General features: G+C 63.0%; 16 protein-coding genes, 2 pseudogenes and 1 riboswitch. Of the genes and pseudogenes, 5 read left to right on the top strand and 13 right to left on the bottom strand.

What is annotated here, in order from left to right; genetic code table 11:
• Positions 1-252: pseudogene (locus ABEA12_RS15700) on the top strand (hypothetical protein); the annotation flags it as partial.
• 297 nt (positions 253-549) lie between these two features.
• Here the strand turns inward: ABEA12_RS15700 and ABEA12_RS15695 are convergent.
• The 5 genes and pseudogenes from ABEA12_RS15695 to ABEA12_RS15675 all read right to left on the bottom strand — a co-directional run.
• Positions 550-1947: a transposase gene (locus ABEA12_RS15695; protein WP_210101905.1), complete on the bottom strand. Its 1398-nt coding sequence runs from the start codon at positions 1945-1947 to the stop codon at positions 550-552.
• Between the two features lie 458 nt (positions 1948-2405).
• Positions 2406-2555: a hypothetical protein gene (locus ABEA12_RS15690; protein ID WP_210101904.1), complete on the bottom strand. Its 150-nt coding sequence runs from the start codon at positions 2553-2555 to the stop codon at positions 2406-2408.
• 86 nt (positions 2556-2641) lie between these two features.
• Positions 2642-3745 (bottom strand): VIT1/CCC1 transporter family protein, encoded by a 1104-nt coding sequence (locus ABEA12_RS15685; RefSeq protein WP_210101903.1) that lies wholly within the window; start codon positions 3743-3745, stop codon positions 2642-2644.
• A gap of 539 nt (positions 3746-4284) precedes the next feature.
• Positions 4285-4394: riboswitch (SAM riboswitch) on the bottom strand.
• A 12-nt stretch (positions 4395-4406) separates the two neighbouring features.
• The gene (locus tag ABEA12_RS15680) at positions 4407-4985 is read right to left on the bottom strand and encodes a DinB family protein (RefSeq protein WP_210101902.1); all 579 of its coding nucleotides are present in this window, start codon (positions 4983-4985) and stop codon (positions 4407-4409) included.
• A gap of 190 nt (positions 4986-5175) precedes the next feature.
• Positions 5176-6552: pseudogene (locus tag ABEA12_RS15675) on the bottom strand (sodium:solute symporter family transporter); the annotation flags it as partial.
• 153 nt (positions 6553-6705) lie between these two features.
• Between ABEA12_RS15675 and ABEA12_RS15670 the strand changes: the two are divergent.
• Complete coding sequence (locus tag ABEA12_RS15670; RefSeq protein ID WP_210101901.1) at positions 6706-7281, top strand: cupin domain-containing protein; 576 nt, start codon at positions 6706-6708, stop codon at positions 7279-7281.
• Here ABEA12_RS15670 and ABEA12_RS15665 read toward each other — a convergent pair.
• The gene (locus tag ABEA12_RS15665) at positions 7278-9089 is read right to left on the bottom strand and encodes an amino acid permease (protein WP_210101900.1); all 1812 of its coding nucleotides are present in this window, start codon (positions 9087-9089) and stop codon (positions 7278-7280) included. The genes ABEA12_RS15670 and ABEA12_RS15665 overlap by 4 nt on opposite strands.
• Positions 9090-9422: 333 nt before the next feature.
• Between ABEA12_RS15665 and ABEA12_RS15660 the strand changes: the two genes are divergently transcribed.
• The 3 genes from ABEA12_RS15660 to ABEA12_RS15650 all read left to right on the top strand — a co-directional run bounded on the left by ABEA12_RS15660 (position 9423) and on the right by ABEA12_RS15650 (position 13016).
• Positions 9423-9866: a hypothetical protein gene (locus ABEA12_RS15660; RefSeq protein ID WP_210101899.1), complete on the top strand. Its 444-nt coding sequence runs from the start codon at positions 9423-9425 to the stop codon at positions 9864-9866.
• 505 nt (positions 9867-10371) lie between these two features.
• Complete coding sequence (gene speB / locus ABEA12_RS15655; protein ID WP_210101898.1) at positions 10372-11361, top strand: agmatinase; 990 nt, start codon at positions 10372-10374, stop codon at positions 11359-11361.
• Positions 11358-13016 (top strand): thiamine pyrophosphate-binding protein, encoded by a 1659-nt coding sequence (locus ABEA12_RS15650; protein WP_210101897.1) that lies wholly within the window; start codon positions 11358-11360, stop codon positions 13014-13016. Before speB ends, ABEA12_RS15650 begins: the two co-directional genes overlap by 4 nt.
• A gap of 189 nt (positions 13017-13205) precedes the next feature.
• Here the strand turns inward: ABEA12_RS15650 and purU are convergent, their stop codons facing one another.
• The 7 genes from purU to glyA all read right to left on the bottom strand — a co-directional run.
• Positions 13206-14072, bottom strand: a complete 867-nt coding sequence (gene purU, locus ABEA12_RS15645) for a formyltetrahydrofolate deformylase (RefSeq protein WP_210101896.1) — start codon at positions 14070-14072, stop codon at positions 13206-13208.
• 1 nt (position 14073) lies between these two features.
• Positions 14074-15465: an L-serine ammonia-lyase gene (locus tag ABEA12_RS15640; RefSeq protein ID WP_210101895.1), complete on the bottom strand. Its 1392-nt coding sequence runs from the start codon at positions 15463-15465 to the stop codon at positions 14074-14076.
• A complete protein-coding gene (locus tag ABEA12_RS15635) occupies positions 15465-16082 on the bottom strand; it encodes a sarcosine oxidase subunit gamma (protein ID WP_210101894.1) in 618 nt (205 codons plus the stop codon). The genes ABEA12_RS15640 and ABEA12_RS15635 overlap by 1 nt, the downstream gene beginning before the upstream one ends.
• Positions 16075-18987, bottom strand: coding sequence for a sarcosine oxidase subunit alpha family protein (locus tag ABEA12_RS15630; RefSeq protein WP_210101893.1), 2913 nt, complete (start codon positions 18985-18987; stop codon positions 16075-16077). Before ABEA12_RS15630 ends, ABEA12_RS15635 begins: the two co-directional genes overlap by 8 nt.
• Entirely contained in the window at positions 18984-19292 is a 309-nt protein-coding gene (locus ABEA12_RS15625; protein WP_210101892.1) for a sarcosine oxidase subunit delta, read from the bottom strand. Before ABEA12_RS15625 ends, ABEA12_RS15630 begins: the two co-directional genes overlap by 4 nt.
• Before the next feature lie 17 nt (positions 19293-19309).
• Positions 19310-20527 (bottom strand): sarcosine oxidase subunit beta family protein, encoded by a 1218-nt coding sequence (locus ABEA12_RS15620; RefSeq protein ID WP_210101891.1) that lies wholly within the window; start codon positions 20525-20527, stop codon positions 19310-19312.
• A gap of 4 nt (positions 20528-20531) precedes the next feature.
• Positions 20532-21456, bottom strand: a 925-nt coding sequence (gene glyA / locus ABEA12_RS15615; RefSeq protein WP_345468887.1) for a serine hydroxymethyltransferase, incomplete at its 5' end; no start/stop codon positions are given.

The following is a 21456-nucleotide window of genomic DNA, read 5'->3' as shown; positions in this document are numbered from 1 at the left end:
GCAAGAACCTATATCGGGGATTACGTTTCTTGGTACAACACACAGCACAGGCATTCGGGTATTGCCCTCTTCTCGCCTGCGCAGGTTCATGACGGGTCATGGAAGGGCGTGTGGGATACGCGCAATGGGGCCCTGCAGAATTACTACGAGAAGAACCCTGGACGTTTCCGTGGCAGGCCCCGGACGCCGGCCCCGGCTGACGTGATTGGCATCAACCTGCCCGAAGTGAAACCCGCGTTATTGGCCGCTTAGTGACTCCACACAGCTTGACAATTTTCGTCGCACATGAACGCAGCGATGTTGCGATAGGTGAGGCTTTGTTCTCCTAACCCGAATCTGCGAGTAGTGGTTTTTTGGGGCTGAATCCCGTCCACGGCATGGAGCTGGGCGGGATCTTAGGTTTTGGGCACGGCGATGCCCGGGCTCTCGTGCCGGGTCCGCGAAGGGCCCATTTCCCTTGGGTTGTTCTTTCTCGTGTGGTCTTAGGTGGTGGGCCCCGGTATCAGTGGGGGGGCGGAAATCCGTGTAGTTTCGGCAGAACGCTCGTGATCAGGTTTTCGCCCGGCGGCAAGCGCAGGTCCGTGATCCCGGCCCCGCGGGTGATCCTGGCGGGGATCGCAAACTGTTCTCGGCGTATTGTTTTGACGGTGCGGCGTCCGAGTCCGTTGCCGTGGTCGGTTCCGGTGATTTCTTGGATCCAGGCCGAGATCGCGCATCCCAACAGCCCCGCCCACATCCACACACTATTGGCTGAAAAGACGATGATGGCAAATGGCGCATAGCGGTTCCGTGTTTGGCGTTCTTGTTCAGTTCTTCGATGTCGGTGCGGTGCCGGTACCAGTATTCGACCTCCGCCAGCTTCTCTTCGGTGCTCACGTCCATGTTGGTGAGGATGAAGGAATAGGAGTCGACTTCGTCGATGCGTCCTTCCAGGGACAGGGCGATTTGGTGCTTGGCGATGGTGTGGCGCTTGCGAGCCCGGGTGGTGGGGATCTTGCCCGCTGCCACGCGGGTGCGCCGGGCGATACAGATGATGTTTTCGTCTTTCGGCCAGTTGCCGGGCAGGTAGTCGATAACCGCGAGTTCGGTGTTTTCCATGCCGATGCTCGGGCTCCAGGTGTAGCAGCCCAGACTTGCGGCAGCGGCCATGACCTTGCCGGTGCGCTTGGCGCCGATGGAAAATTCGACGTTGCGTTCCAGACATGCCTTCGCCAGGTTTCCGGCGAAGTATCCGGCATCCCAGCGGCAGCGGATCTTCGCCACCCCCGGCGGTAGACCGGCGATGGATCGATCCAGGATCTCCAAGGCGTTGGATCGTGGGTCTTGGGTGCCGCCCATGAGTTCGGCGGCCAGCGGGATCCTGGCTTCGGCCCAGAAGCCGATGTGGGAGCGCAGGGTCAGGGCGCCGGTGTAGGCGTGGGCGGACTTTTCCTTGGACCGGCCGTAGACCTCGATGTCGGTTCCGTCCCCGTCGATGGTGGCGGTTTTCAGTAGGCTGTTGCGTCGCACCGGATGCAGGAGCCCCAACATCGTGGTGTTGATATTCCCGATCCCGGTTTCAATGCCGGTCAGCTGTTCGGGTCCGAAGCGTTTGGCGATTCCGTAGGCGGTGGTGGAGGCCGGGGCGGGCACCGGTTCCAGCTGTTGACCCGCAAGGTCTTGTCTTCTGCGGTCCAAGCCCACAAAGAAGCCTTCGCCGGCCAACTGTGCCGAGGCCATTGACAGGAGCAGTTCCCCGCCGGTGAGTCCCCGGTTTCGTTGCTTCACCGAACCGATCCCGGCTTCCAGTGCGGTGCTGAGGCCCAGGACCCGGTCGGGCTCTGAGACGGCTTCGATGCCGGCGGCCGGGGTCAGCCTGGGGTCAGGGGGTCCGATGCGGACCCGTCGTGCGCGGTGGCGCTTTTTCCCGGTGTTGGGGGTCTTCCTTTTGCCACGTAGGATTGCCACTGAACAAGTGTCTTTTTCTGCTTGGTGATTTTAGGCTTCGATACCTTAATTATCCTAGGTCAAAGGGCACTTGTCCGGCTTAAGTGCACCTTTAATTCAGATGCTTACTCGCGGATTCGGGTCTGCCGCGTCCTTCTTGGGAGGCGGTATTCTGCTATCAGGAATCGTTTTTAGCGTTGCCCCGATGGCGTTTTAGCGGCCCACAAGCAGAAGCCAAGCCCTCGTAGTTGTTGTGTGCTTTAACGCGAAAATCATAGCGTTGTCCGCCCCATTCTTAGCTTGTGCGCTAAACGTTCCCGTGCGGGCCTGGACCATTCCGATCAGGAACTACAACCCGTAGCGGGGATTTCCAGACCGATCCGCCCAGGCGAGAAGTTTCCACTGGATTGGGCTGAGGCTTCTCGACACCTGCGGGCGCGGTGCGGTGTCCCGGGAACTCGTGGAGTGGTGAAGGGGACCTAGACCGACTCGCGGTCCCGGGAGGCCGCTTCCTTTTCCTTGGCCCAGTTCCTGGAGCAGCCTGCCATGAAGACAACGATGCCGACAACCAAGACGGACCAGATGATGATCCCGGCAATGATGATCACTGGGATCAAGCGTGTGTCCATGTCCTCCATTTTAGGGGCCTATCCCGTGGTGGAACAAAAGGCAACTTCCCCGGGTTCCGCGGCGACCGGACCAAGGGGTGCCGGGCCTACGCCACGGAGCCGCCAACGAGCAAACCCAAGACATAGGTGATAGCCGCGGCACCCAATCCGATGGCCAGCTGGCGCAACCCGCGTTTGGTGGGGGATGCCCCGGAGAGCAGGCCTACAACTCCTCCGGTGAACAGCAGTGCGATGCCCACCAGAACTGCTGCGAGCATGATGGCAGGGGTTCCGCTCATCCCGAAAATAAACGGAAGGATCGGGATCACGGCACCGGATGCGAAGAAACAGAAGGACGAGGCTGCCGCGCCCATGGCAGAACCCAGTTCTTCATGCTCCTCGGCACCGGCAAGTTCGTCGCGCTCCGGCTGCAAAGACAGGGACGGGTTGCAGTCGCAAGAGTATATGCCCATGCGCTCGGCCGCACGGTGCGCCGCGTCCTCGTCACTCATCCCGCGGGCCTTGTAGACCAGCACCAATTCGTTGGCGTCCAGGTCCAGGTCGGGCGCGGCCGCAAGGGTGACCTGGGTGGGCTTGGAGGCAGAGAGCAGTTCGCGTTGGGACCGCACCGAAACGTATTCCCCGGCGGCCATCGACAGTGCGCCGGCCAGCAGTCCGGCAATGCCGGAGAAAAGAACGATGGAGGTTGCCACCCCAGTGGCCCCGATGCCCATGACAAGGGCAAGGTTGGAAACCAATCCGTCGTTGGCACCAAAGACGGCGGCGCGGAAGTTGCCCGCGAGCCGGTTGCGGCCGCGGATCGCCAAGCCCCGGATGACCTCCTCATGAACGAGTTCGTCGGCGGCCATCTGGCGGCTGGCGTCGGTGTCCAAGGTGTATGGGGTGCCGCCCTCGGCGCGTTGGGCCAGTGCCAGGACGAAGACGGAGCCGAAGTGCCGGGCGAGGAAGCGCAGCATGGTGCGGCTCAAGGACGGGCTGGCGCTCCTGCCGGCGTGCTCGCCCAACAGCGTACGCCAGTGTTCCTCATGGCGGATTTCTGCCTGGGCCAGTGCCAGAAGGATGGCACGCTCTTCGCCTTGGCGCTGGCTGGCCAACTCACGGTAGAGGGCACCCTCGGCGAGTTCGTCCGCCAGGTACTGGCGCCAGCGCTTGATCTGGGCCGGGGTTGGGGGTGGCGCTTGCTGCGTCATGCTCTCATCCTCATAGGGGCGATCATGGCCACGGATGGCCATGAGGTGGGGAGGCCCGACGGGAATTGTTTGCGGGTACGTTGAGCCTCGAGCCACGAATCGTGTGGACCGAAGGTCTCGTTCGCCCATTGCCTTGGCGTGAAGAAACGCCCGTGGCACCAGGTGGATTGCCGGGTCACCGCCAAGTGACCGGTATGTCGACGCACCGCTTCCCCGGCGCAGTGGCCGGGTCCGGAACTACTCCCCTTCAACCAATGAGTGTAGCGCTCGGGGGTGCGGGTGAAAATTCGACGAGGCTAAAAATTCGTGCGTGGCCAGCGGTCGAGCCAGTCAGTGGAGTGCGCACCGTCAGTGTCCTGGTGGAGGGGTTGAATCGCGGGGCGCCGGTCGCGTTGGCCAACGCTTTGGCCAACGCCGGGGCCTGTTCGAGGTGGAAACGATGCCAGGTACCGCGGAGGCGCAGTTCCAGGAGGCAGCGATGGACATCAAGCAGCGGGAAAACGGGGATGGAAGGTTCCATGGTGGCGCGGAGGGCCTTTCACTAGCTCTTGCCGGAGCCTGGTGGCCTCGACCGCTTCTTCATCCGAACCACCCATGAACCTGGGGTTGGTGTGCTGCAAGTCGGAGCTTGACGCAGCATCTCGTGAAGCTGTAGCCCACATTACCTCGAGTTGGAGGCCCGCAGGATTCTCTCGTGCAGTTGGGTCCAGTCCTCGGCGTCGTAGGGAGGCATGTTATTGTTCTCTTCGCGCATCCCCGTCGCCCCGTCAATGGATTCGCGCAGGATGTCGGCGTGGCCGGCATGGCGCGCAGTCTCCACGTTCATCTGCAGCAGGAGGCGCAGCAATGTGGTGTCGCGTTTGCCTTCGGGCCACCACGGAACGGTGGCCGGGGCGTCAAGCGGCAGTGCCGCGATGTTGGGGTTCGCGGCCTCGATGGCCCGTTGGTAGAACGCCCGGACTTCATTGCACTCGATGTCCGCAGCTACCCACATGTCGGCACTGTCATCGGGGTTTTCCGCCAATGCGTCGTAGTACCTGTCCTCGACGGCGAAACCGAGGCACCGGACGAAGTAGCCGTACTCGATGAAACCCAGATGCTGGACCAGGCCCAGGAGGTTGGTGCCGGTGCCTACCATCGACCGGGTCAGTTCCTTGTCGCTGAGACCTTCGGCCTTCCAAAGCATTGCCCCGCGGGAATTGTCCAGGTAGGTCCGGAGGGTGTCCTTGAGTTCGTCCATGGTACCCAGCCTAGAAGTTGCACGGCCAGCTTGGGAAGGGTGCAAACCCCAAGGGGAGGCCCCGGTCCGCCGGGGCGCGGACAGGGGGCGAAGCGGATCATGGGGAAGTCCTTGTCTATGAGTCGGCCGCCTTGCTGAACTCCGCTCCTTCGGTCTCTGAGCTGTCGCCTACCCTGGCGTTTCAAGGGATGATCATGCTCTGGTCCGTGGGGCGGCTGAGCAGGGAAACCACGACGTAGGTCAATGCCGAGGAGATCCGCCCGTAGTGGATCGGCTCGTTGGCGTAGACGCCGTCCTAGCGGTTCTTGGCCTGTATCTCCAGGACGGTGATGGCGCCAAGGGTGACGATGGTTCCCGCCGCCATCGAGGCGGCCGTGCCTATCCGGTTTCCACGCTTCCACAGCAGTCCGCCGACCAGGATGTCGTAGGCGATGATCAGGGCCGCGACCACGTCGGAGACCATGACTGCCAGGACGATGGCGATCATGCCCAGCAGCATCACCCAGATCCGGTTGGCACGCACCTCATGCCCGGGGTTCTCGGTGGTGTTCACCCGCATCGACTTGCCGAACCAGCTGGTGACGAACGAGGTGACGTCAGTGTGGCCAGTGCGGCAGCTAGCACCAGTGCGCCAACGGCCGCCGGAAGCAGCACGGTGGCAACTTCTGCATTGACGCACGTCCTTGTTGGCGTCTGCGCTAATGATGTTGGGCAGTGCGACCATGGCCGCCATGCCGATGATGGCGCCGGCGGCACCGTACAGCACGCAGTAGATTCCTGCCGAGGTTCCGCCCCAGCGGGTGACTTTCAGCAACCTGGCGGTAAATGCGCGCTGCCAGATTTCCTGGCCGATGAGCAACCCGAGGGTGTAGAGGACGAAAAAGGTGAAGATGCTCTGCACGCCGATGCCGGTGAATCTGAAGAACTCCGCCCTGACGGGTTCTTCGATGCCAGAGAGGCCTCAGGCGGCGTTTAGTGAGAACGGGAACATGAGGAAAAAGACACCAACGGTCTTGATGACGAACTGGACCTTGTCCGCAAGGATGATCGACCACATGCCTCCGATGGTGGAGTAGATGACAACGATGACGCCGCCGACGGGGTCGGAGATCCAATGCTCCCAGCCAAAGAGGACCACGAAGATCGTTGCGTAGGCGCTGGTGGAAGTCGCACGGAGGATCAACGGGCAGGCCAGCAGTGCAATGCCAGAAATGTTGGTTGCTGACTTGCTCCCGTATCGCGGGGTGAGCATCTGCGAGACGGTGAAGTATTTTAGCCGCTGCAGGGTGGGGACGAAGACGAGCGAAAGCAAGATGACGCCGGAGTCGATCGCTACAACAAGCCACATGCCGCGGATACCCCTATTTCTAGCCAAGGCCCTCTCCATCGACAGTAGAGGCTTCGCACAGGATGACCGCTGCCGTGGTTCCCGTGTAGAGGAGGGGGCCGAGCCGACGCCCGGCGAGCAGGAGGTCGTTGCTGTTCTTGGTGCGGGACTTGACCACCAGCTGAATACGAGCATCGCGGCCAAATAGATGGCGACGATGGTGCCATTGATGTATTCCATGAAACTGCCTTGTCAAGAAGGCCTGCCCATCGGTGGATGCCTATCAGTGAACACTTGTTGTCTCTTAGGCTAATGTGAGCTGTCTTACAGGCCAATTGCCCTAAACTGGGTGCACCGCAATACTTCTTTGAACATCCTTGGAGAGCCGTGCCCATGAAAGCCCTGCCCGTTGAGCCCAGCAGCGCCGCGCTGGCCATCGGTTCGAGGATCCGAGCGGCACGGCACGCACAGCGCCTGACCATCGACCAGGTCGCCGATTCCACCGGGCTCACCAAAGGGTTCCTTTCCCGCGTGGAACGCGATTTGACCAGCCCCTCGGTGGCTTCGCTGGTGACGCTGTGCCAGGTGCTCTCGATGGAGGTCGGGGAGCTTTTTACCCAGCCCGACACCCACGTTGTCAGGCTCGCCGAGGCACCGCGGATATCACTGGGAGGGGAGGGAATCAGCGAGCACTTGCTGACGGCCCGGTCGGAGCGTCGGCTGCAGGTCATCCGTGCCGACATCGCCCCGCACGGCGAGGGCGAAAAGGAGCTTTATTCCGTTGACTGCGAGGTCGAGGTCCTCCACGTGCTCGCCGGCCGCTTCGTATTGATCTTTGCCAACGAACGCTTCGAGCTCGATGCCGGGGACACTGTGACTTTCCCGGGCCGCGAACCGCACAGCTGGATGAACCCGACGGGCCAGGACACCGTGGTGACCTGGACCCTGGTCCCGGCAGCTTCGCGTTAGCCCACGTGAACCCACGGCCGCCTGCCGATCTTTGGTTCCGCCTCGCGGAGCACCTCGCGGGTCACCGTGGCGATTTCGCCTTGGCCAAGGAACAGGAAGCGCAACAGGTTGCGCACCGGGCGTCCCTCGGTCCAGCGGAAATAAATATGCGGCATCACGCCGGTGTCGTCACGGATTTTTAGGCAGATTGCCGCAATGGCGGTAGGCACCGCGGGTGCCTGGGCCTGTAGGACCTTGTAGCCGTGCCGGGTGATCCCGGAGACCAAGATGTCCTGGGCGAAGTCAGAAAAGTCCGAGACAGTGATCTCCATGAAGATCACCGGCTCTTCCGGCGGAAGGTGGCTGGCCATCATGGCGTGTGCAAGCTTGTGCCGATAGCGGGCAGCGGATAGGCGCACGGGCTCGTGGGCAATGATTCGCACGATGGAATTCCGGCTGGATGCGGTGATGATATCCAGTGCCGCGGCATCCAGGGTGACCGAGGTCGCGCGCAGTTCCGTTGAGCGGCGGAAACGTGAAACAAATGAGAGCACGATGATCCCGGCAATGAAGAATGCCGCAATCTTGATCCCGTCGGGACGCTCGATCACGTTGGCGCCCGTGGTGTAGGCAAAGATGACAGATACGACCCCGAAGCCGATTGTCCTCCAACGCTGGCCTTGCCGCTTGGCGGAGATGGTTACGGCCACTGCGGCCGAAGACATGAGCACCAGCACCCCGGTTGCGTAGGCTGCTCCCTGGGCATCGACGCTGGCGTTGAACGCGATGGTGATGACCACGGCAATGCCGATGAGGACCAGGACCAGGGGGCGGATGGCCCGTGCCCATTCAGGGGCCATGCCAAAGCGGGGAAGGTAGCGGGGGATGAGGTTGAGCATGCCGGTCATGGCGGAGGCCCCGGCGAACCACAAGATCAAGATGGTGGACAGGTCGTAGACGCTTCCGAAGCCGTCGCCAAGCATGGCATGGGCCAGATAGGAGAGGGCGCGCCCGTTGGCGGCGCCTCCGGGCTGGAACTCCGGCGCAGGGATCAGCAGCGTTGTCACGACCGAGGAGAAGACCAGGAAAATGCTCATGGTCAGTGCCGCGGTGAGCAGCAGCTTCTTGGCTCCGGCGATGCGGCCGAGTGGATTGGCTTCGGTGTCTCCGGGGGTGTGCCGGATCTGCGGCATCACTGCCGCACCGGTTTCAAAGCCCGAGAGGCCCAACGCCAGCTTCGGGAATACCATCAACGCGATGGCGATCATCATCCACGGATTGGTGTGGGTGGCCGTCAGGTTCACCCACCAATGATCCACGGGAGCCGGGTTTCGCACCAGCGAGACCACGGCAACGGCGATCACCACGATGTTGAGAAGCAGGAATGTTGCAACCAGCCCAACCGCAAGCCAGATGACTTCGTGGAAACCACGCAGGAATAGGGCCCCGAGCAACAGGATCAACACCAGCGTGATGAGAACCTGTTGCCCGTTGAACCAGTCGGGGGTGAAGGGGTTCTCAATGATGTGTGCCGAAGCGTCGGCCGAGGAGAGCGTGATGGTGATCATGAAGTCGGTTGCCGCGAATCCCAGCAGCACCAGGACGAAGAGTTTCCCCTTCCAATGGGGCAACAAGCGCTCGAGCATCGAAATCGATCCCTGCCCGTGCGGTGATTCGGCGGCCACGCGGCGATATACCGGCAGCGCCGCACCCAGGGTGACCGCGATGAGCATGATCGTGGCCAGCGGAGCCAAGGCGCCGGCGGCCAATGCGGCAATGGCGGGCTGGTAGCCAAGGGTTGAGAAGTAGTCCAACCCCGAGAGGCACATGACCTGCCACCAACGGTGACCAGCGGGCCTGTCACCGTTGGCACCAGTGTTCCCCTGGCCGGTGTCGGAATCCTTTAGCCATGCAGAAAAGTGCGACGCCGGGGCGTCGGCACGCCTAGGCGAAGCAGGATTCGAAAAACCCGGTATCTTCTTCACGAGGGTGAACGCTACTCCTGGTTCGGCCAACTTGGATACGAGCTGGGATAAACGGTTCGCGAACTAGCCTGATAGCCCTACTTTGACATTTAGCTAGCGAAAAGCAACCATTTTGTAGCGGCATACTCAGGGAAATCGCTCCCTGGATCGCGCCCGCCTGTTTGAAGGACATTGCTTGTGAGTTCCCTGCCCGAAGATTCGACCCCGGTTCTTTGGCGACCCGCGCGACTCTGGGCGCCGTGGTGGCTGGCGTTGCTGCTGGGCGGATCCCTGGGTTTCGCATTGACGTTGTTGCGGATTTACAAGGCGTTCGTGGTTCCCGGGGCAATCTCCCTGGCCGTGATCATTGCCGTCATCACCATTGCCACGATTCTGCGCCGTCACGTGCACACCGAGGCGCTGGAGCCTCCGGTGTCCCTGGTGTACGTGCTGTGGATGGCGGTTCTCATTTTTCTTGTCGGCCCGGTGCAGGTGGTGCTTGTTCCTGCCAATCCGCAGGAAGTCGTCATCAAGGCCGTGGCCGTGTCGGTGGGCCTGGCCATCTGTATCTACGGGGCGGACCGTGCGCTGTTCGCCTCGTTTGCAAGACCCGGGAATCCGCGGCAAAACACCAAGACTTAGACTCTTCTATTCGGAACGACGAAGCTTCGCGTGACCGAAGGAGGGCGTTGCCGTCTCTGAAGCAGAGCGCTGTCCGAAGATCTTCGAACCGCGTATCGCGCTCGCCGAGTTCCATCCCGCTTCCAACGGCACAGGAAACCCAGCGGGGATGTCCGGAACTTTCAAGTTTGCCCTTTGGCTGGTTGGCGAGCGCTTTCCCGCTCATCGAGATTGCTTCGTGGCCAATGATTGCCGGATCGGCCGCAATGTTGGTTCCACTTGCGTCATTGGTGCTGCTTCATGGAGCGGAATCCGCACAAGCCGGTTGCAGCCACGCGGGTCGCGCGCAGTGAGGCCGGGCGCACGGAAAATCCCGGAAACATGGTCGGACTGCGGTGCGGCCCCTGCACGGAAGCCTTGACTGTAGGGCATGCCACAAATAGCATACAAGGCAACTGTTGTTTCGTATTGAACAACAAGGTTGGGTGGCCATCGGTGCTGCCGGAAACCCCTGAGGGAGAAGAACGTGGAAGAAATCCGCATTGAAGACAACGGGAACATCGGCACCATCGATGCTTCCAAGATTCCGCGTTTTGCCGGGCTGGGAACCTACGCACGGCTTCCGCGGATCGACCAGGTCAAGGCGGCTGACATCAAGGTTGTAGGCGTCCCCTTTGATGCAGGGGTCTCCTACCGGCCCGGAGCACGCTTCGGGTCCACCCATATCCGCGAGTCCTCCCGCTTGCTGCGCCCCTACAACCCGGCATTGAACGTCTCACCCTTCGCCTTGGCCCAGGTTGCCGACGCCGGTGACATGGCCGTGAACCCGTTCAACATCAACGAGGCGATCGAAACCATCCAGCAAAACGCCTTGGACCTCACCTCCGATGGATCCACGCTGGTGACCCTGGGTGGTGATCACACCATCGCACTGCCCTTGCTGCGCGCTGCCACCGAACGCGCCGGAGCGCCGGTGGCGATGCTGCACTTCGATGCGCATCTTGACACCTGGGACACCTACTTCGGTGCCGAATACACCCATGGAACCCCGTTCCGCCGTGCCGTGGAGGAAGGAATCCTCGACACGGAGGCCATCTGCCACGTGGGTACCCGCGGGCCGCTCTACGGCAAGAAGGACCTCGAGGACGACAAGCGCTTCGGCTTCGGCATCGTCACCAGCTCGGATGTCTACTACCAGGGCGTGCGCGAAATCGTCGACAAGCTCCGTGACAGGATAGGCAACCGCCCGCTATACATCTCCGTGGATATCGACGTGCTCGACCCCGCCCACGCACCGGGTACGGGAACGCCCGAAGCCGGGGGGATCACCAGCCGCGAACTACTTGAAATCCTTCGCGGACTGCGTGGGATGAACATCGTCGGAGCAGACATCGTCGAGGTGGCCCCGGCCTATGACCACGCCGAAATGACCGGAGTGGCAGCATCCCACGTCGCCTACGACCTCATCTCGCTGATTGCGGACAAGCACGCCAAGGACAAGGAGAGCAACGCATGAACCAGCGAAACGGAGGGGACCTGGTCATCGAGACGCTTGAGGCCCTTGGTGCCCGCACGGTCTTTGGGATCCCCGGCCAGCATGCGCTTGGCCTCTTTGATGCGCTCTCGCGCTCAAAGTTGCAGTTCGTCTCCTCAAGGGTTGAAAACAACTCCGCGTTTGCCGCCGACGGTTATGCGCGTGCCACCGGCGAAGTGGGGGTGCTCTTCCTGTCCACCGGGCCGGGGGCACTGACCTCGCTGGCCGGATTGCAGGAAGCCTACGCCACGGGCGTGCCGATGGTCGTAGTCGCCAGCCAGATCCCGCTTGACGGACTTGGCGCCCGGCGCAAGGGCATGCTGCACCAACTTGATGACCAAAAGGCCTCCGCAGCCAACGTCACCAAATCCCAGCGTGGCGTGCACCACGCCTCGGGCATCCCCTCGGCCATCCAGGATGCGTGGGCCGATGCCATCACCGTGCCGCATGGCCCGGTATGGGTCGAAGTCCCGCAGGACGTGCTGCTGGCACCTGTCCTTGTACCGCCCGTCGTTGACGCGTTGGCTGATGCCTACGAGCATCCCCCGCGCGTGGAACTCATCGAGGAAGCCGTCCGCTGGTTGGCAACCGCCAGGCGCCCGGTCATCGTCGCTGGGGGAGGGGTGCGCCGGGCCGGTGCCAAGGAAGCCCTGGGCGAGGTGGCCGAGGCGCTCGGTGCGCCGGTTCTTTGCTCTCCCGGGGGCAACGGCGCCTTTCCGTGGAACCATCCGCTGTCCCTGCAATCATGGGTCGAGGACCGCTACGTCACCGAGGTCCTAGAGGACGCCGACGTGCTGATCGTGGTGGGCTCTGCACTGGGGGAAGTCACCAGCAACTACTTCACCCTGGATCCGCGAGGAAAAATGATCCAGATCGACGCCGAGCCACGCGTGCTCGAATCCAACCGTCCCGCGCTTGGCATCCGGGCCGATGCCAAGGCGGCGCTGGAGTACCTTGGCGAGGCGCTGGGCAAGCTTGGGGACAGGGCCGCGGCCGACTGGCACGGACGGGGCCCCGAAGCAGTGGTCGCCGACACCTTGGCCAAGGTCACTGGCCGGCTCGATGACCAGGACCTTTCCAAGGAACGCGCCTTCATGGAGGCCATTCGCACCGCCGTGCCCGATGACATGCAGACGTTCTGGGACATGACCATCGCCGCGTACTGGGGCTGGAGCTGCTGGGACGCCAAGAGCGGGGAATTTCACTCCGCGCAGGGTGCCGGCGGGCTCGGCTACGGTTTCCCTGCAGCCATCGGCGGCGCGCTGGGCCTGCAGGTCGCGGGCAAGTCACCGGAGCAGGCACGGGTGTTGGCCGTCTCGGGCGACGGCTCCGCAATGTACTCGATCGCCGAGCTGGCCACCGCAAAGCAACACAATGCACCGGTCACCTGGCTGATTATCGATGACGGGGGCTACGGGATCCTGCGCGAGTACATGGTCGGTGCCTTCGGGAAGGCTACGGCCACCGAACTGGCGCGGCCCGACTTCGTGGCGCTTGCCGAATCCTTCGGGATTCCGGCACGCTACGTGGAACCGGAAAACGTCGGCGCGGCGCTGGAGGAATCATTCGCGGCCCAGGGCCCCAATGTGGTCGTGGTGAAGACGTTGCTGAAGATGTTTGCCCCGACCCACCTTTGATATCTGGGGGATCCAAGGGGATCCCGGGGCCAGTGAAGCAATGCCTGGCATTGCTTCACTGGCCCCGGGCCGTTAACCTGCAGTGCGCGATAAGCGCAGGGAACCGGTGGGCACGAAAAAGCTTCGGGCCGGCGGAGCCTTGAAAGGACCCGCCGACCCGAAGCCGGAAGCGATGTGATGGCCGTGGTTCTAGCGCAGCACAACTGTGCGGTTGTTGTAGAGGAACACCCGTCCCTCGCAGTGCCATTTCACTGCGTTGGACAGTGCCTTGCATTCGGTGTCGCGGCCGGCCGCGACCAGGTCTTCAGGGGAGTAGGTGTGATCCACGTCCTGGACCTGCTGCGAGATGATCGGGCCCTCGTCGAGTTCGGCGTTGACGTAGTGGGCGGTGGCGCCCACGGTCTTGACCCCTCGGTCCCACGCCTGGTGGTAGGGCTTGGCGCCCTTGAACGAGGGCAGGAAGGAGTGGTGGATGTTGATGGTCTTGCCGGTGAGCTGACGGCTGAGCTCGTCGCTGAGCACCTGCATGTAGCGGGCGAGAACCACCAATTCCACGTCGAACTTCCCGATCAGCTCAAGCAGCCGCGCCTCGGCGGCAGGCTTGGTATCGGCGGTGACAGGGACGTGGAAGAACGGCACGTTGTGCCATTCGGCCAACCCCTGGTGGTCGGTGTGGTTCGAGACCACGGCGAGAACCTCGATGGGCAACTCGCCCAGGCGCGCCCGGTGGAGCAGGTCGTTGAGGCAATGGTCGAATTTGGAGACCATGATCAGCACCCGCTTCTTGGTGCCCTTGGGCGTCAGCGTCCAATCCATCTGGTAGTCGGCGGCCAACGCCCCGAAATCGCTTCGCATGCGTTCGGTCAGTCCTTCGGCCTCGGGCCCGGCAACGCCGACGCGCATGAAGAACTGCCCGGCACGGTGGTCCCCGAACTGCTTGAGTTCAACGATGTCTCGGCCTTCCTTCAGCAGGAGCCCCGTTACCGCGTGGACAATGCCGGTACGTTCCGGGCAGGCGATAGTCAGTACGTGTTCAACTTCCACTTCTGGATCCATCTCAGCACTCCGTTACATTCACGGCGAGTCCGCCGCGTGAGGTTTCCTTGTACTTCGTTTTCATGTCGGCCCCGGTTTGTCTCATGGTTTCGATGGCCGCATCCAGTGAAACCTTATGCTCGCCATTGCCCTGCAAACAAAGACGGGCGGCATTGATGGCCTTGACGCTGGCAATCGCATTGCGTTCGATGCATGGAATCTGCACCAGACCACCAATGGGATCGCACGTCAGGCCGAGGTTGTGTTCGATCCCGACCTCGGCCGCATTCTCCACCTGGGGAGGGGTTCCGCCTAGCACGGCACACAGTGCACCTGCCGCCATGGAACACGCGGAGCCGACCTCGCCCTGGCAACCGACCTCGGCACCGGAAATCGAGGCGTTCTCCTTGAACAGGATGCCGATGGCGGCCGCGGTGAGCATGAACTCGATGACCTTGTCCTCGTTGGCGCCGGCAACGAACCGCATGTAGAAATGCAGCACCGCAGGAATGATTCCAGCGGCCCCGTTCGTCGGAGCAGTCACAATCCGGCCGCCCGAGGCATTTTCCTCGTTGACGGCCAGAGCATAGAGATTGACCCATTCCATGGCCCACAGTGGATCGGGCACCTGGCCCTGGGCCGCGGCCTCGGTGGCACGCAGCTTCTCACGCAAGGCAGGGGCCCTACGGCGGACCTTCAACCCGCCGGGCAACAGGTTTTCGGTGCGCGTGCATCCGTTCTCCACGCATGCCTCCATGACCGACCAGATATGCAGCAGTTCGGAGCGCAACGTTTCCTCGCTGCGCCAAGTGAGTTCGTTGGCCAGCATGATCTGCGCTATGGACTTGGACTCGGTGGCGCAGTGGGCCAGCAACTGGGCCCCGGAAGTGAAAGGATAGGGCAGGGCGGGGGCATCGGAGGAATCCGGCGTGACACCGAATTCCGCCTCATCGACGACGAATCCGCCACCGACCGAGTAATAGACCTGCTCGTGCACCGGGGAACCGTCGGCATCCAACGCGACGAAGGTCATCGCGTTGGGATGCTTGGGCATCGACTTGCGTCGATGCAAGATGACATCCTTCTCGTCATCGAAGCCAATGCGCTGCACCCCGCCGAGCATCAGCGAACCGGTGGCAATGGACTCGGCAACCAATCCAGCCGCCAGATCCGTGTCCACCGTTGCCGGGTCGTGTCCCTGCAGGCCGAGAATGACCGCCGTGTCGCTGCCGTGTCCTAACCCCGTGGCACCCAGGGAGCCAAAGAGTTCGGCCCGGAGGCGGACGACTTTTGACAGCCGCCCGCCTTCGTGCAATTCATCAACGAACCGCTTTGCCGCCTTCATTGGCCCTACCGTGTGTGAGGAGGAGGGGCCGATTCCGACGGAAAACAGGTCGAGTGTGCTCAGTGACATCAGTCGACCTCGGGGGAAAGGTACTCCGTCATGGCGTCAAGGAGCCAACGTGCCGTGTAATCGGCGAAGGAAGCGCGAGGTAGCAACCGGAACGTCGCTTCCCCGGTCCTCCACAGCAGCAGCGGCACCGGGCCGAGCACCGTGTTGATCGCGGTTCCCGGGGTGAAGTTGCGCGGGTGAAGGTCGGCCGCGCAGCCTTTTTCCAGTACGTCCCGGGCCATGGGGCCGGAAAGCTCGATCACGGTGCGGTTGGCCGAGAGGTCGATGACCTGGCCCGGCTCATCGCCCAACGCCGCCACCAGGTCGGGGTACAGCTCGGTGCCTTCCGGTGCCACGGCCAGGAACTCGTCCGGGCCCAGCCACAGCACCGAGGTGCCCTCAACGCTGCCGGCGACTTCTCCGACACCTGCCGGCAACGCACCGCCGACGGCCGAGGCCAATGCCCCGTGTGCCGCCGAACCAGGCTCGGCACGCAGCCCGATCTGTGTGGTGAACGCGATCTCGCGCACCGCCACGCCACGATCGCCGCGCACGGCGCCCTGTTCCATCTTCGTTCCAAGGTGCGCCAACGGACTGCTGCGCAACGTGGAATTTTCTGCCAATACTTGCTTAGCCATCTCGACGGCTCCCTTCGGAATCAAAAAGTACGGTTTCGCCGACGACGACGTCGACCAGCTTGCCATCGACGAAGGCCGAAAGCTCCTCGCCGATGCGTGCACGGCCGTTCTTGATCAGCGCCATGCCAAAGCTGCGTCCCAATGCAGGGGAGAGGTAGCTCGAGGTGACAAAGCCTTCCATCGGCACCGGGGTCGTGGGCTGGGTCAACTTCGCGTCCCGCTCCACGAGCTGGGTTCCTTCGGGCAGGCGCAGGGTCTTGTCCGTCGGCAGCACGGTGACCAGCTGCTTGCGGTCATCGCGAACGTTGTCGGTGCGGACGAAGGATCGCTTGCCCACAAAGTCCTTGACCTTGGAGACAACCCATTCCATGGATGCGTCGTGCGGGGTCACGGTGCCGTCGGTGTCTTGGCCGACGATGATGAATCCCTTCTCCGCGCGCAGCACGTGCATGGTTTCGGTGCCATAGGGGGTGATGTTGAATTCCTCGCCCGCCGCGGCCACGTCTTCCCATACCTTCAGTCCATACCAGGCAGGCACATTGATCTCGTAAGCCAGTTCCCCGGAGAAGGAAATGCGGCAGACGCGCGCTTGGATTCCGGAGGAGAGGGTGGTTTCCCGGAAAGCCATGAACGGGAAGGCCTCGGTATCCAGGTCAAGCTCGGGGGCGAGCTTGGCCAGCACTGCGCGGGATTTGGGTCCCACGACGGCGACGGTGGAGTACTGCTCGGTGACCGAGGTGCACTTGACGTCGAGCTCCGGCCATTCGGTCTGCAGCCATTCCTCCAGCCAATCCAGCACGCCGGCTGCGCCGCCGGTGGTGGTGGTCATGAAGTAGCGGTCATCATCCAGGCGAAGGGTGACCCCGTCGTCGAAGATCATGCCGTCGGCCGAGCACATCAGCCCGTAGCGGGCCAGTCCGGGCTTGAGCTTCTTGAACGCATTGGTGTACATGCGGTTGAGGAATTCGCCGGCATCCTTGCCGCGGATCTCGATCTTGCCCAGCGTGGAGGCATCCATGAAGCCGACCGACTCGCGCACGGCACCGGACTCGCGGTAGACCGCGGCGTCCATGTCCTCGCCCGCCAGCGGGTAATACCAGGGGCGCTTCCACTGGCCCACGTCCTCGAAGAGCGCGCCGCGCTCGAGGTGCCAGGGGTGGATGGATGTCAGGCGTGCCGGGTCAAAGAGTTCCCCGCGTTCGCGTCCGGCCAGTGCCGAGAAGGCCACCGGGGTGTAGGGGGCGCGGAACGCGGTGGTGCCGATGCCGGCCACGTCGTTGGTGTCAAGGGCCGCGGCGATCACGCCGATGGCGTTGACTCCGGACGTCTTGCCCTGGTCGTTGGCGGTGGAGATGGAGGTGTAGCGCTTCACGTGCTCCACCGAGCGCATCCCGGCGTTGGTCGAACGCAGCACATCGGCCACGGTCTGGTCACGCTGGAAATCAACGAAGTGGTTCTTGTAGTCCCCGTTTTCCGAATCCAGGGTCGGCACCAGCCACACGGCCCGTGTCAGGCCGGGGGTTTCCACCGGGGCACTGGGCACCGAGGCGGTGACGCTGAAGCCGGCGGCGGTTGCAGCGTCGGCGCCGGCGCGGGCGCCTTCGGCCAATGCCGAGGCCAGCTCCAGACGTCCGTTCATGGCGCCTGCGGTCTGCTGGTTGGGTACCGGGTGTGCCGGGACGAAGGCCGAGAGCGTATCGCTCCAGCCCAGGCGGCGCTCGCGCTGGGAGTGCAAGTGCACCACGGGGTTCCAGCCGCCGGAGACGGCCAGGACGTCCGCGTCGATGGATTCGGTCTCGCCGGTCAGGGCGCCCTCGGGGTCGATGCCGCTGATGATGACCGAAGCCAGCGAGCCGTCGTTTCCGGCCTCAGTGTTGGCGACGACGGAACCGACAACCACACGGACACCACGGGAGGAAAGTTCCGTAGCGCGGATGGAAGGCTCTTCGCGGGCATCAACGACGGCTGCGACGGTGGTGCCGGCGGCGAGCAAGTCCTCGACCAGCGCGTAGGCCGAGTCGTTGGTGGTGGCCACGACGATCTGCTTGCCGACCTGCACGCCGTAGCGGTTCAAGTAGGAGCGTGCAGCAGCGGCGAGCATGATTCCCGGGCGGTCGTTGTTCTCAAAGACCAGCGGACGTTCGTGGGCGCCGGTGGCCAGGACGACCTGTGCGGCACGGATGTGCCAGATGCGCTCGCGGGACACCCCGGCACCCAGCTCACCGGCAAGGTGGTCGGTGCGGCGCTGGACCGCGACGACGTAGTTCGAGTCGTAGCTGCCAAAAGCGGTGGAGCGCGCCAGGTAGGTGAAATCCTCGGCTTGTGCCAGGACCTCACGGGTTTCGGAAATCCACGCAGCGGCGGACTTCCCGTCGATGGTTTCGGTGGAGGCCGAGAGCAGCGAGCCACCTGCCTCTGGCTGCTCGTCGATGAGCATGACGCGGGCTCCGGACTTGGCTGCCTCGCGGGCAGCTGCAAGCCCTGCCGGGCCGGCCCCGACGATGAGCACGTCGGTGTGCACGTGCTTGCGGTCGTAGACCGCTTCGTCGGTGCGCGGGTCAAGCTGGCCAAGACCCTGCAGCAGGCTGATTTCCATGCCGTCGGTGAGTTCCACCGTGGTGGCCGTGACCATGGATTCGTTGACGTGGCCCTCGTAGCGGGCGTGGACCTTGATCAGGGCGTTGGACTCCTCCACGCCGCTGGAAACGATGCCGCGCGGACGCTTCAGGTACAACGACGGGCCACAGGCACGGATGCCCGCGCCGAGCATGGCCGAGGCCACGGTGTCCCCGGCGAACCCGTTCACGGACTTACCGTCAACGGTGAAGGTGATTTCCCGGCCGCGGTCGATGCGGGCGGATGCCGCGGCTTCTGCGCCGAGTCGGTGCGAAGAAGTGATGCTCACTTGGTTCCTCCCTGAGCTTGTGCGGTGGTGGTGGAGATGGGTTGCGCGGTGCCTGGCTTGTAGACGGCCAGGAACTCATAGGTGGTGGTGTCGCGGATGGCGTTGAACCAACGGCGGCATCCGGCGGAGTGGACCCAGCGTTCGGCCAGCGGGCCGCGGGTGTTCTTGCGGTAGAACAGGAACTTGGCCCATTCATCGTCGGTCAGTGCATGCGGATCTTCCGGGTAGGCCACGTGGGCTTCTCCGCCGTAGCCGTATTCGGTCTCGTTACGGGGCCCACACCAGGGGCATTCGATGAGCATCATGGTTGTATGGATCCCTTCTAGTGGGCCACGGCTGCGGCGCCGTGTTCGTCGATGAGGTGGCCGGTTTCAAAGCGGTCAATGGAGAATGCGGCATTGAGCTCGTGCGGCTCGTCGTTGGCGATGGTGTGTGCCAAGGTGAACCCGGCTCCCGGGGTTCCCTTGAACCCGCCGGTGCCCCAGCCGCAGTTCACGTACAGCTGGTCGATAGGGGTCTTGGAAACGATCGGCGAGGCGTCCATGGTGGTGTCTACGGTGCCACCCCAAGTACGCAAGACGTGTGCCCGGCCGAAGATCGGGAAGAGTTCAACGGCCGCGGCCATCTGCTCCTCGATCACGTGGAAGGCACCGCGCTGGCCGTAACCGTTGTAGGCATCAATGCCGGCGCCCATGACCAGTTCGCCCTTGTGTGCCTGGGATACGTAGACGTGGACGTGGTTGGACATCACCACGGTCGGGTGGACCGATTCGTTGAGTTCGGAAACCAGTGCCTGCAGCGGGTGCGACTGGATCGGCAGGTCGAAGCCTGCCTGCTCCGCCAGGGTCGAGGAGTTTCCAGCGGCACACAGTGCGACCTTGCCGGCGTGGATGGTGCCGCGGCTGGTCTTGACGCCGGTGACACGGTTTCCGTCCTTGAGGAAGCCGGTGATTTCGCAGTTCTGGATAATATCCACACCCATTTCGTCGCACTTGCGGGCGAAGGCCCAGGCGACGTGGTCGTGCTTGGCAATGCCTGCGCGCGGCTGGTAGGTAGCGCCCATGATCGGGTAGCGGATGTTGTCCCCGATGTTGATGATCGGGCACAGTTCCTTGACCTGCTCGGGGGTGATCCATTCGGCGTCCACGCCGTTGAGCTGGTTGGCTCCGACGCGACGCATGGATTCACGGACATCGCCCAGGGTGTGTGCGAGGTTCATGACCCCGCGCTGGGAGAACAGGAAATCGTATTCCAATTCCTCGGGGAGCTGCTCCCAGAGTTTCAGGGACTTCTCATACATGCCTGCGGATTCGTCCCACAGGTAGTTGGAGCGAATGATGGTGGTGTTGCGGGCCATGTTGCCACCGGCCAGCCAGCCGCGTTCCAGGACGGCGATGTTGGTCATGCCGTGGTTCTTGGCCAGGTAGTAGGCCGTGGCCAGGCCGTGCCCGCCGCCGCCGACGATGATGGCGTCGTAGGAGGACTTGGGCTCCGGGTTCCGCCAGAGGAATTCAGGGTGCTCGGGGAGAAGATCAGCCATTTTCTTATGCTCCAATCGGGGCGAGGTTCGGGTACAGCGGGTGTGCATTAGCCAAGGCATGCACACGGTCCTTCAAGGCAGCCAATGTTGCCTCGTTGTTTTCCTGGGTGCCCGCAATCAGGGTCTCGGCAATGATGTCCGCGACCTCCACAAAAGCAGCCTCGGATAAACCACGGGTAGCCAACGCCGGGGTGCCGATACGCAACCCGGAGGTCACCATCGGCGGACGCGGGTCAAAGGGGACCGCATTGCGGTTCACCGTGATCTCGACCTTCGCCAGCAGGTCTTCGCCCTGCTGGCCGTCAAGTTCGAAGTTGCGCAGATCCACCAACACCAGGTGCACATCGGTGCCACCGGTCAATACCGAAATACCGACCTGCGCCACATCGGGCGCGCACAAACGCTCGGCCAGGATCCGCGCACCGGCCAAGGTGCGCTCCTGACGCTCCTTGAACTCCGGGGTTCCGGCGATCTTGAACGCGACGGCCTTGCCGGCAATCACATGCTCCAACGGACCGCCCTGCTGGCCCGGGAACACCGCGGAGTTGATCTTCTTGGCAATCGCCGCATCGTTGGTGAGGATGATCCCGCCACGCGGACCGGCCAAGGTCTTGTGCGTGGTGGAGGACACCACATGGGCGTGGGGCACCGGGGAGGGGTGCAACCCGGTGGCGACCAGTCCGGCGAAGTGCGCCATATCCACGAACAGGTACGCGCCGACCTTGTCGGCGATCGCCCGGAAACGCTCGAAGTCCAGCTGGCGCGGGTAGGCGGACCACCCGGCAACAATCATCTTCGGGGAGTGCTCGATGGCCAGGGCCTCGACCTTGTCCATGTCCACCACCAGGGTGTCCTCTTCAACACCGTAGGGAACGATGTTGTACAGGCGTCCGGAGAAGTTGATCTTCATCCCGTGGGTGAGGTGCCCG

This window comes from Paeniglutamicibacter antarcticus (genome assembly GCF_039544305.1).
GTDB lineage: Bacteria > Actinomycetota > Actinomycetes > Actinomycetales > Micrococcaceae > Paeniglutamicibacter > Paeniglutamicibacter antarcticus_C.
This window is presented reverse-complemented; position numbering and strand designations above follow the sequence as displayed.